The organism is Streptomyces sp. NPDC000348, from assembly GCF_042898795.1.
Lineage (GTDB): Bacteria > Actinomycetota > Actinomycetes > Streptomycetales > Streptomycetaceae > Streptomyces.
The window spans coordinates 64,064-79,156 of record NZ_JBIAZD010000015.1 but is presented as its reverse complement, the minus strand read 5'-3'; the positions used below and the strand labels follow the sequence as shown (position 1 = coordinate 79,156).

15 protein-coding genes are annotated in these 15,093 nt (G+C 72.9%); 11 read left to right on the top strand and 4 right to left on the bottom strand.

Annotated features, from left to right (window positions below; genetic code table 11):
* The first annotated feature begins 58 nt into the window (after positions 1 to 58).
* Both ACFY3N_RS26500 and ACFY3N_RS26495 read left to right on the top strand, forming a co-directional pair.
* Positions 59 to 715 (top strand): trimeric intracellular cation channel family protein, encoded by a 657-nt coding sequence (locus tag ACFY3N_RS26500; protein ID WP_390819236.1) that lies wholly within the window; start codon positions 59 to 61, stop codon positions 713 to 715.
* A 59-nt stretch (positions 716 to 774) separates the two neighbouring features.
* Complete coding sequence (locus tag ACFY3N_RS26495; protein ID WP_390819235.1) at positions 775 to 1,635, top strand: thioesterase family protein; 861 nt, start codon at positions 775 to 777, stop codon at positions 1,633 to 1,635.
* 112 nt (positions 1,636 to 1,747) lie between these two features.
* On the opposite strand, the gene ACFY3N_RS26490 is transcribed toward ACFY3N_RS26495, so the two are convergent.
* Positions 1,748 to 2,398, bottom strand: coding sequence for a TetR family transcriptional regulator (locus ACFY3N_RS26490; protein WP_390819234.1), 651 nt, complete (start codon positions 2,396 to 2,398; stop codon positions 1,748 to 1,750).
* Positions 2,399 to 2,510: 112 nt separating this feature from the next.
* On the opposite strand from ACFY3N_RS26490, the gene ACFY3N_RS26485 reads away from it, so the two are divergent.
* The 3 genes from ACFY3N_RS26485 to ACFY3N_RS26475 all read left to right on the top strand — a co-directional run bounded on the left by ACFY3N_RS26485 (position 2,511) and on the right by ACFY3N_RS26475 (position 4,248).
* Entirely contained in the window at positions 2,511 to 2,678 is a 168-nt protein-coding gene (locus ACFY3N_RS26485; protein ID WP_390819233.1) for a hypothetical protein, read from the top strand.
* 64 nt (positions 2,679 to 2,742) lie between these two features.
* Positions 2,743 to 3,009, top strand: a complete 267-nt coding sequence (locus ACFY3N_RS26480; protein WP_390819232.1) for a DUF4190 domain-containing protein — start codon at positions 2,743 to 2,745, stop codon at positions 3,007 to 3,009.
* Positions 3,010 to 3,078: 69 nt separating this feature from the next.
* The gene (locus ACFY3N_RS26475; protein ID WP_390819230.1) at positions 3,079 to 4,248 is read left to right on the top strand and encodes a cysteine desulfurase family protein; all 1,170 of its coding nucleotides are present in this window, start codon (positions 3,079 to 3,081) and stop codon (positions 4,246 to 4,248) included.
* On the opposite strand, the gene ACFY3N_RS26470 is transcribed toward ACFY3N_RS26475, so the two are convergent.
* Positions 4,245 to 4,949, bottom strand: coding sequence for an N-acetylmuramoyl-L-alanine amidase (locus ACFY3N_RS26470; protein ID WP_390819229.1), 705 nt, complete (start codon positions 4,947 to 4,949; stop codon positions 4,245 to 4,247). The genes ACFY3N_RS26475 and ACFY3N_RS26470 overlap by 4 nt on opposite strands.
* 60 nt (positions 4,950 to 5,009) lie before the next feature.
* Between ACFY3N_RS26470 and mnmA the strand changes: the two genes are divergently transcribed.
* On the top strand, positions 5,010 to 6,140 hold the full coding sequence (gene mnmA / locus ACFY3N_RS26465; RefSeq protein ID WP_390819228.1) for a tRNA 2-thiouridine(34) synthase MnmA: 1,131 nt from the start codon (positions 5,010 to 5,012) through the stop codon (positions 6,138 to 6,140).
* 28 nt (positions 6,141 to 6,168) lie between these two features.
* Here the strand turns inward: mnmA and ACFY3N_RS26460 are convergent, their stop codons facing one another.
* Together ACFY3N_RS26460 and ACFY3N_RS26455 are read right to left on the bottom strand one after the other, a co-directional pair.
* Positions 6,169 to 6,948, bottom strand: a complete 780-nt coding sequence (locus ACFY3N_RS26460; protein WP_390819227.1) for an alpha/beta fold hydrolase — start codon at positions 6,946 to 6,948, stop codon at positions 6,169 to 6,171.
* Between the two features lie 96 nt (positions 6,949 to 7,044).
* A complete protein-coding gene (locus ACFY3N_RS26455) occupies positions 7,045 to 7,368 on the bottom strand; it encodes a DUF427 domain-containing protein (RefSeq protein WP_390819226.1) in 324 nt (107 codons plus the stop codon).
* 128 nt (positions 7,369 to 7,496) lie between these two features.
* Between ACFY3N_RS26455 and ACFY3N_RS26450 the strand changes: the two genes are divergently transcribed.
* The 5 genes from ACFY3N_RS26450 (at position 7,497) to ACFY3N_RS26430 (ending at position 14,661) form a co-directional block, all read left to right on the top strand.
* On the top strand, positions 7,497 to 8,036 hold the full coding sequence (locus ACFY3N_RS26450; protein ID WP_390819225.1) for a TIGR00730 family Rossman fold protein: 540 nt from the start codon (positions 7,497 to 7,499) through the stop codon (positions 8,034 to 8,036).
* Positions 8,037 to 8,054: 18 nt separating this feature from the next.
* The gene (locus ACFY3N_RS26445) at positions 8,055 to 8,753 is read left to right on the top strand and encodes an SDR family oxidoreductase (protein WP_390819224.1); all 699 of its coding nucleotides are present in this window, start codon (positions 8,055 to 8,057) and stop codon (positions 8,751 to 8,753) included.
* Between the two features lie 119 nt (positions 8,754 to 8,872).
* Positions 8,873 to 9,874 carry a methionine synthase gene (locus ACFY3N_RS26440; protein WP_390819222.1) on the top strand — a complete coding sequence of 334 codons (1,002 nt, stop codon included), beginning with the start codon at positions 8,873 to 8,875 and terminating at the stop codon, positions 9,872 to 9,874.
* Positions 9,875 to 9,889: 15 nt separating this feature from the next.
* On the top strand, positions 9,890 to 12,085 hold the full coding sequence (gene ligA / locus ACFY3N_RS26435; protein ID WP_390819221.1) for an NAD-dependent DNA ligase LigA: 2,196 nt from the start codon (positions 9,890 to 9,892) through the stop codon (positions 12,083 to 12,085).
* A gap of 260 nt (positions 12,086 to 12,345) precedes the next feature.
* On the top strand, positions 12,346 to 14,661 hold the full coding sequence (locus ACFY3N_RS26430; RefSeq protein WP_390819220.1) for a putative bifunctional diguanylate cyclase/phosphodiesterase: 2,316 nt from the start codon (positions 12,346 to 12,348) through the stop codon (positions 14,659 to 14,661).
* Positions 14,662 to 15,093 lie beyond the last annotated feature (432 nt).

Genomic DNA, 15,093 nt, shown 5'->3' with positions numbered 1-15,093 from the left:
CACCGCCCCTCGCCTTGGTTTGCAAGGCGAGGGGTTCTTGCCGGGTGAGAATGTAAAGGTGCTCCAGCAACTGTTCAGTCCGTCCGTCCTGCACACGCTCGACCTGATCGGCATCTTCGTCTTCGCGATCTCCGGCGCCCTGCTGGCCGTCCGCAAGAACTTCGACGTCTTCGGCATCGCCGTCCTCGCCGAGGTCACCGCGCTCGGCGGCGGACTCTTCCGCGACCTGGTCATCGGCGCCGTACCGCCCGCCGCCTTCACGGATCTGGGGTACTTCGTCACCCCGCTGCTCGCCACGGTCCTGGTGTTCTTCCTCCACCCGCACGTGGAACGCATCCAGACCGGCGTCAACGTGTTCGACGCGGCCGGCCTCGGCCTGTTCTGCGTCGTCGGCACGACCAAGGCGTACGACTACGGCCTCGGCCTGACCGCCTCCGCCTGCCTGGGCCTGGCCACCGCGGTCGGCGGCGGTGTGCTGCGCGACGTGCTCGCCAACGAGGTGCCGTCGCTGCTGCGCTGGGACCGCGACCTGTACGCCGTCCCGGCCGTCGTCGGCGCCGCCCTGACCGCGCTGTGCATCCGCTACGACGCGCTGAACCCGGGGACCAGCGGCCTCGCCGTGGTCACGGCCTTCGTGCTGCGGCTGCTCGCGATGCGCTACCACTGGCGGGCTCCTCGCGCCTGGCACCGCCGTTCGACGGTCCAGGAGGAGTAGTCCCCCGGGGCACATGAACAAAGCTACCGCTTAGTATTATCGTCTTGTACTGTTCAGCCATGCCAGAAGCAGCCTCCGCCCAGCCCGCCAGGGCCACCACCGGCGCCAGTGAGTTCGACCGCGACACCGCGGTCACCCCACGGGCGCCCGGCGTCTACGACATCGACCTCTCCGCCGGCTGGACGATCATCAACGCCGTCAACGGCGGCTATCTGCTGGCCGTCCTGGGCCGCGCGCTCGCGGACGCCCTGCCGCACTCCGACCCGTTCACCATCTCCGCGCACTATCTGACCGCCTCCCAGCCGGGCCCGGCGGTCGTCCGCACCGAGACCGTGCGCACCGGACGGACCCTGTCGACCGGTCAGGCCTCCCTCTTCCAGGTCGACGAGGAGGGCCGCGAGGTGGAGCGCATCCGCGTCCTCGCCTCCTACGGCGATCTGGACTCCCTTCCCGACGACGTCCGCACGACGGCCAAGCCGCCCGGGATGCCGCCGATGGAGCAGTGCTTCGGCCCGGAGGACGGCCCCGCCCCGGTCGACGGCAGCTCCGCGATCACCGAGCGCCTGATGCTCAAGCTCGACCCCTCGACCCTGGGATGGGCGCTCGGGCAGCCCTCCGGCAAGGGCGAGATGCGGGCCTGGTTCGGTCTCGCGGACGGCCGGGACCCCGACCCGTTCGCGCTGCTCCTCGCGGTGGACGCCCTGCCGCCGACCGCCTTCGAACTGGGTCTGTCCGGCTGGGTCCCGACGGTGGAGCTGACCGTCCACGTCCGCTCCCGCCCGGCTCCGGGCCCGCTGCGCGTCTCCGTCACCACCCGCAACCTCGCCGGCGGCTTCCTGGAGGAGGACGCCGAGGTCTGGGACAGCGCCGACCGCCTGGTCGCCCAGTCCCGCCAACTGGCCCGCGCCCGCCTGGCCTGACGTCAGACGGCGCGTCCCGCGCCAACCAGCCCCTCCGGCGCTTGAGGAGCGGGGCTCCGGGGGCGGAGCCCCCGGGTGCGGGTCGGGCAGGGGCGGCGAGGGCGAAAACCCCTCACCCGCCCCCGCCCACCCCGTCCAGCCAGTGCGCACGCCCGATGCCGATCAGCCGCAACCGCCGCGCCGCCATCCGGAACACCCGCTCCCGCGCCTCCGCTCCCGCCCCCCTCACCTGCGCCTCCAGGAACAGCGAAGCGGTCCCGAGCATCTGATCCACGTACACCTGCGCCAGCATCGTCAGATCCTCCTCGTCCCACCCCGCGGACACCGGATCCTCCGCCAACGCCTCCGCCACCTCCACGGTGAACAGGGCCAGCTGATCCCGTATGGCCTCCCGCACCGGCTGCACCCCACCGTGCCGCTCCCGGGCGATGAACCGCACGTGCGCCGGATGCGCGTCCACGTGACCGGCGATCAGCTCGACGGCCCGCGCGATGCGTTCCTCGCCGTCGCCGGTCGTGGACACGATCGTCCGGATCATCGGGTGCAGACTGCCCAGGGCCTCCTCGACCAGCGTCACCCCCAGGTCCTCGACGGAACGGAAGTGCCGGTAGAAGGCGGTCGGCGCCACCCCCACCACACGGGTGACCTCACGCAGTCCCAGGCTGCTCAGGCTCTGCTCCTCCAGCAGCTCCAGCGCCGCGTCGAGCAGCGCCCGCCGTGTCTTCTGCTTCTGGGCCTGCCGGACGCCGAGGGTGTGACTCATGCCATCCAGTCAACAACTGTTCTCCGTCATGGGGAAGTCATGGGTCGCGTTAGGCTGGGAAATCAGTGAACAACTGTAACTACAACCGTTCACCGACCTGGGGGATCCACTCATGCTGTTCCTCGTCGCCGCGCTTCTGCTGCTGGGCGTCGTCCTGGGCACCGTGGCCCACGCCCCGCTCTCCTTCTCCGTCGTCGTCGGCGCCGTCATCCTCGTGTGGCTCGGCGTCTTCGCCCTGCGCGAGCGTCACGGCCGCGGACGCGGCAGCTCGGCGCACTGACCCGCCCACCGACCCGCACCAGGCAGTCCGAACCCCGTCCCTCCGACCGTGGGAGCCGATCACCATGCACCTGACCGCACCGGCCACCCGACGCACCGGTCTCCGTGACGCCGACGGCATGGCCGTCGCGTCCTTCGTCCTGGGCCTGCTGGGCCTGCTCGTCCTCAACGTCTTCCTCGGCCCGGCCGCCATCGTGCTGGCGGCCCTGGCACTGTGGCGGGGCACGGCTCGGCGCGGCCGCGCCTTCCTGGGACTCGGACTCGGCGTCGCCGACCTCCTCGTCCTCGCCGCGTTCATGCAGGCGGACGACACGATCTCGTGGAACTTCTGAGCGGGCGGCGCATCCCGGCCGACCGCGACCCGTGGCCGGTGCACGGAGCCCCGTAGAATCGGCCCCACCATGGCTTACCTCGACCACGCCGCGACCACCCCGATGCTTCCCGAGGCAGTCGAGGCGCTCACCGCGCACCTGGGCGTCACCGGCAACGCCTCCTCCCTCCACGCGGCCGGCCGCCGCGCCCGGCGCACCGTCGAGGAGGCCCGCGAAACCCTCGCCGAGGCCCTCGGCGCCCGGCCCAGTGAGATCGTGTTCACCTCCGGCGGGACCGAGGCCGACAACCTCGCCGTGAAGGGGCTCTACTGGTCCCGCCGCGACGCGGACCCGGCCCGCACCCGGGTCCTCGCCAGCCCCGTCGAGCACCACGCCGTCCTCGACGCCGTCCACTGGCTCGGCGAGCACGAGGGCGCCACCGTCGAGTACCTGCCGGTCGACTCCCACGGCCGGGTCCACCCGGACACCCTGCGCGAGGCCGTCGCCCGCAACCCCGACGACGTCGCCCTCGCCACGGTCATGTGGGCCAACAACGAGATCGGGACGATCCTGCCGGTCCGTGAACTCGCCGAGGCAGCCGCCGAGTTCGGCGTGCCACTGCACTCCGACGCGGTCCAGGCGTTCGGGCAGGTCCCGGTGGACTTCGCCGCGTCGGGGCTTGCCGCGATGGCCGTGTCCGGCCACAAGATCGGCGGCCCGTACGGCATCGGCGCGCTGCTCCTGGGCCGCGAGCACACCCCCGTGCCCGTCCTGCACGGCGGCGGCCAGGAACGCCACGTCCGCTCCGGCACCCTCGACGTGCCCGCCATCGCCTCCTTCGCGGCGGCCGGGCGGCTCGCCGCCGAGCAGCAGGAGTGGTTCGCCCGCGAGATCGGAAGGCTCCGTGACGACCTGGTCGCCGCGGTCCGCGAGGCCGTCCCGGACGCCGTCCTCGGCGGCGACCCCGCCCCCGGGGGACGTCTTCCGGCCAATGCGCACTTCACCTTCCCCGGCTGCGAGGGCGACTCGCTGCTGCTCCTCCTGGACGCGCAGGGCATCGAGTGCTCGACCGGGTCCGCCTGCACCGCCGGCGTCGCCCAGCCCAGCCACGTGCTCCTGGCCACCGGCACCGATCCGGACCTGGCCCGCGGCACCCTTCGCTTCTCCCTGGGGCACACCTCCACGGAGGCCGACGTGGAGGCCGTGGCCAAGGCCATCGGGCCGGCGGTGGAACGGGCCCGGGCGGCGGGTCTGACCTAGCCCGCCGTGGCCGACGGGGAGGCCGGGCGGCCGGTCCGGGCCTGCTCCGTGCGCGCCCGCCGGACCAGCTCCATGTAGCGGTCCCAGTCCCAGTGCGGGCCCGGGTCGGTGTGGTCCGTGCCGGGGACCTCGACGTGGCCGATGATGTGGTCGCGGTCGACCGGTATGTCGTAGCGGGCGCATATGCGGGCGGTGAGGCGGGCCGAGGCCTCGTACATCTCGTCCGTGAGGTCCTCGGGGCGGTCCACGAAGCCCTCGTGCTCGATGCCGACGCTGCGCTCGTTGTAGTCGCGGTTCCCCGCGTGGTACGCCACGTCCAGCTCGCGGATCATCTGGGTGATACGGCCGTCCTGGCCGACGATGTAGTGCGCCGCCGCCTTGTGCCCCGGGTCCTGGAACGCCCGCACCGCGCTGTCGAAGCTGCCCTGGGTGACATGCATGATCACCATGTCCACGCCGAAGTCGTCCGGCCGGTCCGCGCGGCGCCAGTTGGCGTCCGAGGCCGCCACCCAGCGGGCGCCCGCGTAGTCCACCACGCCCTGCTCGCGCGGCTTCTCGACGCCCGGCACGCGCCACCACAGCCGCGCCAGCTCGTCCCGCGCCAGCGCCGCCGTGCCGGCCGCGGCCGCCACCCCGCCCACGATCAGGGCCCGCCGCCCGATGCGCCGGTCCCCGTCCTCGGATGCTCTTCGTGCCCCCATGTGATCAGGAACGGATACCCGGCGGCCGTGGTTCCCGTCCCCCCGTACTCTGGAGGGGTTATGACTGACACCTCGCAGCGCTCCCGCCCCCTCCGCGTCCTGGCCGCCATGTCCGGCGGAGTCGACTCCGCCGTCGCCGCCGCCCGCGCGGCCGAAGCGGGCCACGACGTGACCGGCGTCCACCTGGCGCTCTCCGCGAACCCGCAGTCGTTCCGTACCGGCGCGCGGGGCTGCTGCACCATCGAGGACTCGCGCGACGCCCGCCGCGCCGCCGACGTCATAGGCATCCCGTTCTACGTGTGGGACCTCGCCGACCGCTTCCGCGAGGACGTCGTCGAGGACTTCGTCGCCGAGTACGAGGCCGGCCGCACCCCCAACCCGTGCCTGCGCTGCAACGAGAAGATCAAGTTCGCCGCCCTGCTGGACAAGGCGCTGGCGCTCGGCTTCGACGCGGTCTGCACCGGCCACTACGCCAAGGTGATCCTGCGCGAGGACGGCACCCGCGAACTGCACCGCGCCTCCGACATGGCCAAGGACCAGAGCTACGTCCTCGGCGTGCTCGACGACCGCCAGCTCGCCCACGCGATGTTCCCGCTCGGCGACACGGTCACCACCAAGGAGGAGATCCGCGCGGAGGCCGGGCGCCGGGGGCTGGCGGTGGCCAAGAAGCCCGACTCGCACGACATCTGCTTCATCGCCGACGGCGACACCCGGGGATTCCTCGCCGACCGCCTCGGCAGGGCCGAGGGCGACATCGTCGACGAGACCGGCACCAAGGTGGGCACCCACGAGGGCGCCTACGGCTTCACCATCGGCCAGCGCAAGGGCCTCAGGATCGGCACCCCCGCCCCCGACGGCAAGCCGCGCTACGTCCTGGACATCTCGCCCGTCGACAACACGGTGACCGTCGGCCCGGCGGCCGCCCTGGACGTCATCGCGCTGACCGCGATCAAGCCCCGCTGGTGCGGCGCCGCCCCCACCGGCCCCGGCACCTACACCGCGCAGCTGCGGGCGCACGGCGGCGAGACCGAGGTGACCGCCGAGCCGTCCGACGGCGGGCTGGAGGTCCGCTTCACCGAGCCGGTCCGCGGCGTCGCCCCCGGCCAGGCGATCGTCCTGTACGACGGCACGCGCGTGGTGGGCTCGGCGACGATCGCGTCGACGGTGCGGGCGACGGCCGGCGTGGCCTGAAGGCGCTCCTTCGGGCCCGGCGGGGCGCTCACCGCGTGAAGAAATCCGCCAGCACCGGGGCCAGGACGTCCGGTTCGACCATGTGGGTCTGGCCCTCCAGGGTGCGGTACGTGCCCCGGGGGGCGGACTCCGCGATCGCCCGCGCGGCCTCGCGCATCCACGCCGGGCTCGCGTCGCCCGCGATCGACAGCACCGGCACCCGGATCGACGCCAGCAGCCCGCGCGGAACGCTCCCGTCGCCCATCACGGCGTCGTCGTACGCCAGGCTCGGCGCGATCGACTCCATCCCGGCCCACATCGGTGACTGCCGCGCGCCCCGGATGACGTCCTCGCCGAGCCCGGTCAGCCGCAGGAAGAGCTCCACCGCGTCCCCGCGCCGTCCCTCGGCGAGCGCGGCCGTCAGCCGCTCGGTGTACCGCGCCCGCTCCCCGAGGTCCTCCTCGGACATCGCGTACGGCGTCTCGTAGACGGCGACGTGGTGCACCGGCAGTCCGCTCGCCGCCGCCCTGAGCGCCAGCGCGCCGCCCGAGGAGACGCCGTACAGCGCGGCCTCGCCGCCCACCGCCCCGATCACCGCCGCCAGGTCCTCGACCTCGCGCTCCACCGCGTACGGCGCCGTGTCCCCGCTGCCGCCCCGGCCCCGGCGGTCGTAGACGACGACCCGGAACCGCTCCGAGAGGGGCGCCGCCATCGGCGCCACCGTGGCGCCCGTCGACATCGCGCCGCTGACCAGAACGACCGTGGCACCCCGCCCGGCGCTCTCGTACGCCAGGGAGGTGCCGTCACGCGAAGAGATGTTCTTGTCCATGTCACACCAGACTGCCGCACGGCACGGCATTCGTCGGTGAGGCGGGCGGCGCGTCCGCCGATCACGGCCCTCTTCGCGCGATCGGCCTTTGCGCGATCAGCCGACCTCCACGTCGTAGAAGCAGAGGTGGTCCCTGATCCGCGCGACGTCCGGCTTCGGCTCCGGGTACGCCCAGGCCAGATCCGCCGCGTCCGGCAGCGACCAGTAGGACGCCGTGCCCTTGAAGGGGCACCGCGTGTGCGTCTCCGAGGGCGTCAGCAGGTCCAGCCGTACGTCCTCGGGCGGGATGTAGTACCGCGCGGGACAGCCCGTCTCGTGCAGCACCAGCGCCCGGTCGCTCTCCGCGAGCACCCGTCCGCCGTGCACCACGCGCACGTGCCGGTCACTGGCCTCGACGGTGATGCGGTGGCCTGTGGTCACGATCGTCCCTCCTCGGGTGGCCGACTCGGCCAGTACAGCGCACGCCGGAGCGGAGTTCTTCCCGAGGGGGATCCGGCCGACGGGGAGCGGCCGGCCGTGACGTCCGGCCGGGCCCGTACCCTGTGCCCGTGAACATCTGTGTCTTCCTCTCCGCCGCCGACCTCGACGAACGCTACATACGCCCCGCGCGGGAGTTCGGGCGGTTGCTCGGCAAGGGCGGTCACACCCTGGTGTGGGGCGGTTCGGACACCGGTCTGATGAAGGTCGTCGCCGACGGGGTGCACGAGGCGGGCGGCCGGCTCTGCGGCGTCTCGGTGGAGTTCCTCGCGGCGAAGGCCCGCGACGGCGTCGACGAGATGGTGATCGCCAAGGACCTCGCCGAGCGCAAGCGGCTGCTGCTGGAGAAGGCCGACGCCGTGGTCGTCATGGTGGGCGGCACCGGCACCCTCGACGAGGCGACCGAGATCCTGGAGCTGAAGAAGCACGGGCACACCGAGACGCCGGTGCTCCTGCTCAACACCGCGGGCTTCTACGACGGCCTCAAGGAGCAGTTCCGCCGCATGGAGGACGAGGGCTTCCTGCCCCGCCCGCTGACCGACCTGGTGTTCTTCGCCGAGGAGCCGGTGGGCGCGCTGGCGTACCTGGAGGAGAGCCTGGGCGTCGAGTGACCGCCCGGTGATGCGAGCATGGCGGGCATGGCTACACATGTGATCACCGGAGCGGGCTCCGGCATCGGAGCGGCCGTCGCCCGCCGCCTGCACGCGCGCGGCGACGAACTCGTGCTGCACGCGCGCGACGCGGGCCGGGCGAAGGAACTGGCGGCCCGGTTCCCCGGTGCCCGCACCCTCGTCGGCGACCTGGCGGACCCGGACAGGCTCTCCTGGGCCTTCTCGCACCAGTCGCTCCCGGACCGGGTGGACTCCCTCCTCCACATCGCCGGCGTGGTCGACCTCGGTCCGGTCGGCGAGCTGACCCCGAAGACCTGGCGGCACCAGCTCAACGTCAACCTGATCGCCCCCGCCGAGCTGACCCGCCACTTCCTGCCCCAGCTCCGCGCGAGCCGGGGCCACGTGGTCTTCGTCAACTCCGGCGCCGGACTGAACGCCCACGCCGACTGGTCCGCCTACGCCGCCTCCAAGCACGGCCTGAAGGCCCTCGCCGACTCCCTGCGCCACGAGGAGCACGCGGGCGGCGTCCGCGTCACCTCGGTCTACCCCGGCCGCACGGCCAGCCCCATGCAGGCCAAGGTCCACCAGCAGGAGGGCAAGGAGTACGAACCGGGCAGGTGGATCGACCCCGAGTCGGTCGCCACGACGATCGTGATGGCCCTGGACCTGCCGCGAGACGCCGAGGTCAACGACCTGACGGTCCGACCGGGAGGGTGATGATCAGCCCCTCCGGCGTTCGAGGAGCGGGGGGCCGGGGGCAGTGCCCCCGGGGACGGGACGGGAAGGGGCGGCGGGGGCGCGACCCCTCCGGCCGCACCCCTGCGTACGCTTCACCCGTGAACGACAACCTTCGCTTCGGACCCGCCACCGGCATCGGCTCCATGCCGGGCGGGGACGCCCGAGAGGCCGCCAGGACCGTCACCGGAAGCTTCGAGGACTTCCCGCACCTCCCCGAGCTCCCCGCCCGCGGCCCCGGCGCGGACATGATCGGCCGCACCGCGGGCATGCTCGTCGAGCTCTACGCCCGCGTCGAGCCCAGCGGCTGGCGCATCGGCGACCGCCCGGGCCGCGACACCAGAAGGGCCCGCTCCTGGCTCGGCGAGGACCTCGACGCGCTGGAGGAGTTCACCCAGGACCACCAGGGGCTCCTGAAGGTCCAGGCGGTCGGCCCGTGGACGCTCGCCGCCGCCCTGGAGCTGCGAGGCGGCGAGGCGGCCCTCTCCGACCCCGGCGCCTGCCGCGACCTCGCCGCCTCCCTCGCCGAGGGACTGCGCCTGCACCTCGCCGAGGTGCGGCGGCGCGTACCCGGCGCGCGGCTCGTCCTGCAGCTCGACGAACCCTCCCTCACCGCCGTACTGCGCGGCCACGTGCGGACCGCCAGCGGCTACCGCACCCACCGCGCGGTGGACCGGCAGGTCGTCGAGGCCGCGCTGCGGGACGTCGTCGGGGTGCACGACGGCGGGCCCGTCGTGGTCCACTCGTGCGCACCGGACGTTCCGTTCGCCCTGCTGCGCCGGGCGGGCGCGGCGGCGATCTCCTTCGATTTCTCCCTCCTCACCGAGCGTGACGACGAGGCGATCGGGGAAGCAGTGGAGAGCGGGACCCGGCTGTTCGCCGGCGTCGTCCCGGGCACGGACGGCCCGTTGTCGGACCCGGGCGGTAGCGTCATGGGTGTCAGGACGCTCTGGCGCAGGCTGGGGCTGCGGCCGGGACTCCTCCCGGAGGCGGTCACGCTCACTCCGGCGTGCGGACTCGCGGGGGCTTCCCCGGAGTACGCGCGGAGGGCCCTCGCCCATTGCGTCCGGGCGGCGAGATCACTCGCGGACAACCCAGAGTAACCGGGAGGACACACGGTGGCCGGCGACAAGCAAGCGGAGACGACGAGCGTGCCCGCCGAGGCACGGGAGAAGCACGCCAGGCTCGCTGAGCAGATCGAGGAGCACCGCTTCCGGTACTACGTGAACGACGCCCCCGTCATCAGCGACGCCGACTTCGACCGGCTGCTGCGCGAACTGGAGGCGCTGGAGGAGGAGCACCCCGAGCTGCGCACCCCCGACTCGCCGACCCAGAAGGTCGCCGGGGCGTACGAGACGGAGTTCACCTCCGTCGAGCACCGCTCGCGCATGCTCTCCCTGGACAACACGTTCAACGACGACGACCTCGCCGCGTGGGTGGAGCGCATCCACCGGGAGCTGGGCGCGCAGAAGTACCACTTCCTGTGCGAGCTGAAGGTCGACGGCCTCGCCGTCAACCTCACCTACGAGAAGGGCCGGCTCGTCCGCGCGGCGACCCGCGGCGACGGCCGCACCGGCGAGGACATCACGCCCAACGTGCGCACCATCGCCGAGATCCCGGATCGGCTGAAGGGCGACGAGGTCCCCGACCTCGTGGAGATCCGCGGCGAGGTCTACTTCCCGATGGAGAAGTTCCAGGAGCTCAACACGCGGCTGAACGCGGCCGGCGACAAGCCCTTCGCCAACCCGCGCAACGCGGCGGCCGGTTCGCTGCGCCAGAAGGACCCCCGGGTCACCGCCACCCGCCCGCTGCACATGGTGGTCCACGGCATCGGCGCCCTGGAGGGCTACCGGGGCATGACCCGCCTCTCCCAGGGCTACGACCTGCTGAAGACCTGGGGACTTCCGACCTCCCCGCACAACAGGGTGGTCGACGACCTCGCCGGGGTGAGGGAGTTCATCGCCCACTACGGCGAGCACCGGCACTCCGTGGCGCACGAGATCGACGGCGTCGTCGTCAAGCTCGACGAGATCCCGCTCCAGGGCCGCCTCGGCACCACCTCGCGCGCCCCGCGCTGGGCCATCGCGTACAAGTACGCGCCCGAGGAGGTCAACACCAGGCTGGTCGACATCCGGGTGGGAGTGGGGCGTACGGGCAGGGTCACGCCCTACGCCCAGGTCGAACCGGTCACGGTGGCCGGATCCGAGGTGGAGTTCGCCACGCTGCACAACCAGGACGTGGTCAAGGCCAAGGGCGTCCTCATCGGCGACACGGTGGTGCTGCGCAAGGCCGGTGACGTCATCCCCGAGATCCTCGGCCCGGTCGCCGACCTGCGGGACGGCGGCGAGCGCGAGTTCGTGATGCCGGCCGAGTGCCCCGAGTGCGGTACGCCGCTGAAGGCCATGAAGGAGGGCGACGTCGACCTGCGCTGCCCCAATGCCCGTACGTGCCCGGCCCAGTTGCGGGAGCGGCTGTTCTACCTCGCCGGGCGCAAGGCGCTGGACATCGAGCACTTCGGCTATGTCGCGGCGGCGGCGCTGACCGGGCCGCTGGAGCCGGAGGACCCGCCGCTGAAGGACGAGGGCGACCTCTTCGACCTCACCGTCGAGCAGTTGCTGCCCATCAGGGCGTACGTCCTCGACCAGGACAGCGGACTGCCCAAGCGGGACCCGAAGACCGGCGAGGAGAAGATCGCCACCGTCTTCGCCAACCAGGAGGGCGAGCCGAGGAAGAACGCGGTCGCGATGCTGGCGAACATCGCGGCGGCCAAGGAGCGTCCGCTGGCGCGCGTGCTGACCGGTCTGTCGATCCGTCACGTCGGTCCGGTCGCGGCGGAGGCGCTGGCCCGTGAGTTCCGCTCCGTCGACCGCATCGAGCAGGCCACCGAGAAGGAGCTGGCGGAGGCCCCGGGGGTCGGCGACATCATCGCCCGCTCCGTGAAGGAGTGGTTCGCCGAGGACTGGCACCGCGAGATCATCCGCAAGTGGAGAGCGGCCGGCGTCCGCATGGAGGACGAGGGATCGGGGGAGGACGAGGGGCCGCGTCCGCTGGAAGGGCTCACCGTCGTGGTGACCGGGACGCTGGAGCACTTCACCCGGGACGGCGCGAAGGAGGCGCTGCAGAGCCAGGGGGCGAAGGTGACCGGATCCGTCTCCAAGAAGACCTCGTTCGTCGTCGTGGGTGACAATCCAGGGACGAAATATGACAAGGCGATGCAGCTCAAGGTGCCGGTTCTGAACGAGGACGGCTTCAACGTCCTCCTGGAGCAAGGCCCGGAGGCCGCGGCGGACGTCGCTCTTTCGGCCGAGGAGTAGCGGTTGAAGCCCACTCGATCGGTGCATACCAGATGCATACGGGTGGCTGGGGCGCATTCGGGCAACCGTCGGCGACCGGTGCCCGTACAGGCCCTGTGCGGCCTACTGTTGAGAGGTGCGCCTGCCGTGCCCAGCTGCGGTCGGGGCAACCCCGCACTCGTGAGAGGTCCGGGGTAAGGGCTTTCCACCGCGGAGCCGCTGAGAGTCGTCGGGCATCGGGCCGCGTGGCGTGGGCACCGCCGGCTGGGAGAGGGACGGGAATGGAACCGACCGAGAGCGCCGCCACGGGCTCACGGCTGCGTCTGCGCCGCATGGCGGTCGCATGGCTGCGCGGCCGTGAGGACGGGCGGCCCGCGGGGCGACCGGGCGCAAAGGGGCGTACCGGGGCGCGTACCGCGGACGTGCGCGGTGCGGACGTGCGTAGTGCGGACGTGCGCGGTGCGGACGTGCGCGGTGCGGACGTGCGCGGTGTCGGGCAGTCGGCCGCCGGGCACGGTACCGGGCTGGCGGAGCTGTCCGGGGCGGACACGGAACGGCACCCGTCCTGGCCCGCGTTGCCCACGGCGGTCGTCGCCGCCGCCGGTTTCGTGTTGGGCGCCGGCTTCCTGCGGGCGTTCACCGGAGGGTACGCGCTCTTCCCGTCCGGGGCCGTCGGCTGGTCCCTGGCCGTGCTGACCGGAATCATCGTCGGCCATCTGGTGATGCTGGGCCGCTCCCGGTGGTGGGGGGGCACCGGCTCGGGTGCCGCCCTCACCCTTGCCGTGCTGCTGCTCTACGGCTGGGTCCCGGCCGGGATGGTCAGCCTCACCGTCGTCGTACTGGTCGGCATGGCCCGGCGGGGCCGCTGGCGGCAGGGTGTGCTGCACGGCGCGGTGGATCTGCTCGGCATCGGCGCCGGTGCGCTGGTGCTGGCCGCGTTCGGCTCCGTGCCGTCCGTCGAGTCGCCGTCGACTCCGGACACCTGGACGCTGTACACCGCCCCGGAGGTGGTGCTGGTCGCCGCCGCGTACCTCGTCGTCACGCGCGCCCTGCTCTGGTACCTGCACACCCCGCGCGCGGGGCTGCCCACCGTGGCCCGTACCGCCCTGGTCCGCCAAGGGCTCGTCGCGGTCGCCCTGCTCGGCATCACGCCCCTGGTGTGCGTGGTCGCGGTCGCCAAGCCGGTGCTGCTGCCGCTCTTTTCCATTCCGCTGATCGCCCTCGACTCCACCCTGTGGATAGCCCGCGCGCGGGCCGAGGAGCAGTTGCGCGATCCGCTGACCGGACTGCCCAACCGGCAGTGGCTGCTGGAACGCATCTGGACCGCGCTGGACGACGCGGAGCGGATCGGTGCCCGCGCCGCGCTCATGCTGATCGACCTGGACCGGTTCCGGTCGGTCAACGACACCCTCGGTCACCTCGCCGGTGACCGGCTGCTGCTGCAGATAGCCGACCGGCTCAGACTCGCCCTGCCGCGCGGGGCGGAGGCCGCGCGGCTCGGCGGTGACGAGTTCGCCGTCTTACTGCCCGTCGCCGACTCCACGACGTCCGCGACCCGTGTCGCCCGCGGCCTCGTCGCCGCCCTCAGCTCCCCGCTCGACCTCGACGGGCTCACCCTCGTCCTGGAGGCGAGCGCGGGGGTCGCCGTCTTTCCCGACCACGCGGACGACGCGGAGGGGCTGCTGCGGCGGGCGGACGTGGCGATGTACCAGGCCAAGCGGGACCGTACGGGAGTCGAGGCGTACGAGTCCAAGCGGGACTCCAACACTCCTGACCGGCTGGGGCTGCTGGGTGATCTGCGGCGGGCGCTGGACGCTCGCGAGGTGCAGCTGCACTACCAGCCCAAGGTCCGGTTCGACGGGCAGGTCGCGGGGCTCGAGGCGCTGGTGCGGTGGGTGCATCCGGAGCGGGGGAAGGTGCCGCCGGACGAGTTCATAGCGATCGCCGAGTCGTCCGGGCTGATGCCGCATCTCACCGAGTACGTGCTGGAGACCGCGCTGGGGCAGGTCGCGTCGTGGCGTGCCCAGGGGTTGTTCGTGCCGGTGGCCGTGAACGTGTCTCCGCGCGATGTCCACACGCCCGGCTTCGCGGGCTCCGTGGCGGCGCGGCTGGCTCGGCACGGGGTGCCGGCGGGGGCGCTGCAGCTGGAGATCACGGAGCATGTGCTGCTGGAGGATCCGCAGCGTGCGGCCGACACGCTGAACGCGTTGACCGGGCACGGGGTCAAGATGTCGCTGGACGACTTCGGTACGGGGTACTCGTCGTTGGTGCATCTGCGGCGGCTGCCGGTGAGCGAGCTGAAGATCGACCGGTCGTTCGTGGCCCGGCTGGCGTTGGACGCCGAGGACGCGGAGATCGTGCGCTGCACCATCGATCTGGCGCATTCGCTGGGGCTGCTCGTCGTCGCGGAGGGCGTCGAGGACGACGAGACGTGGGAGCGGCTGCGGGATCTTCGCTGCGACGCGGTCCAGGGGTGGCTGGTCGCCGCGGCGATGCCGCCCGAGGAGACGACGGCCTGGCTCCTCGCCCGCGGCTCGCGCGGCTGGCAGCGCCCGGCCGCCGCGCTTCCGGCCGCGACGACTACGGGCGACGAATAGCCCCCGCGGGTGCGGGTGGTCTGCCTGCGGTGCGGTGCGTCGGGCCGGTGGGGGTGGGCGTGGCGCCTGCGGCTTGGGCGGGGTGCGGGTGGTCTGCCTGCGGTGCGGTGTTCGGTCCGGTGGGGGTGGGCGTGGCCGCCCGGGGCTTCGGTGGGGTGCGGGTGGGGTGCCTGCGGTGCGGTGCGTCGGGCCGGTGAGGGCTTGGGCGGCGCCCGCTGTCCGGTGGGTGGGGCGGGGCCGGGTCGGGGGTGGCCGTCCTCGGACCGGCGCGGATCACGTCACTTGGAGGGGGTGCGGGGCGCGGACGCGCCGGCCACTGCGGGCGGCCACCCCCGCCCCGACCCCTTCCCGCCGTACGCGGCTATCTGCCGCCGCCCCGCCGCTCCTGCGGGCAGCCGCTGCCGCCGCCTCCGCTCCCGCAGGCAGGCGACC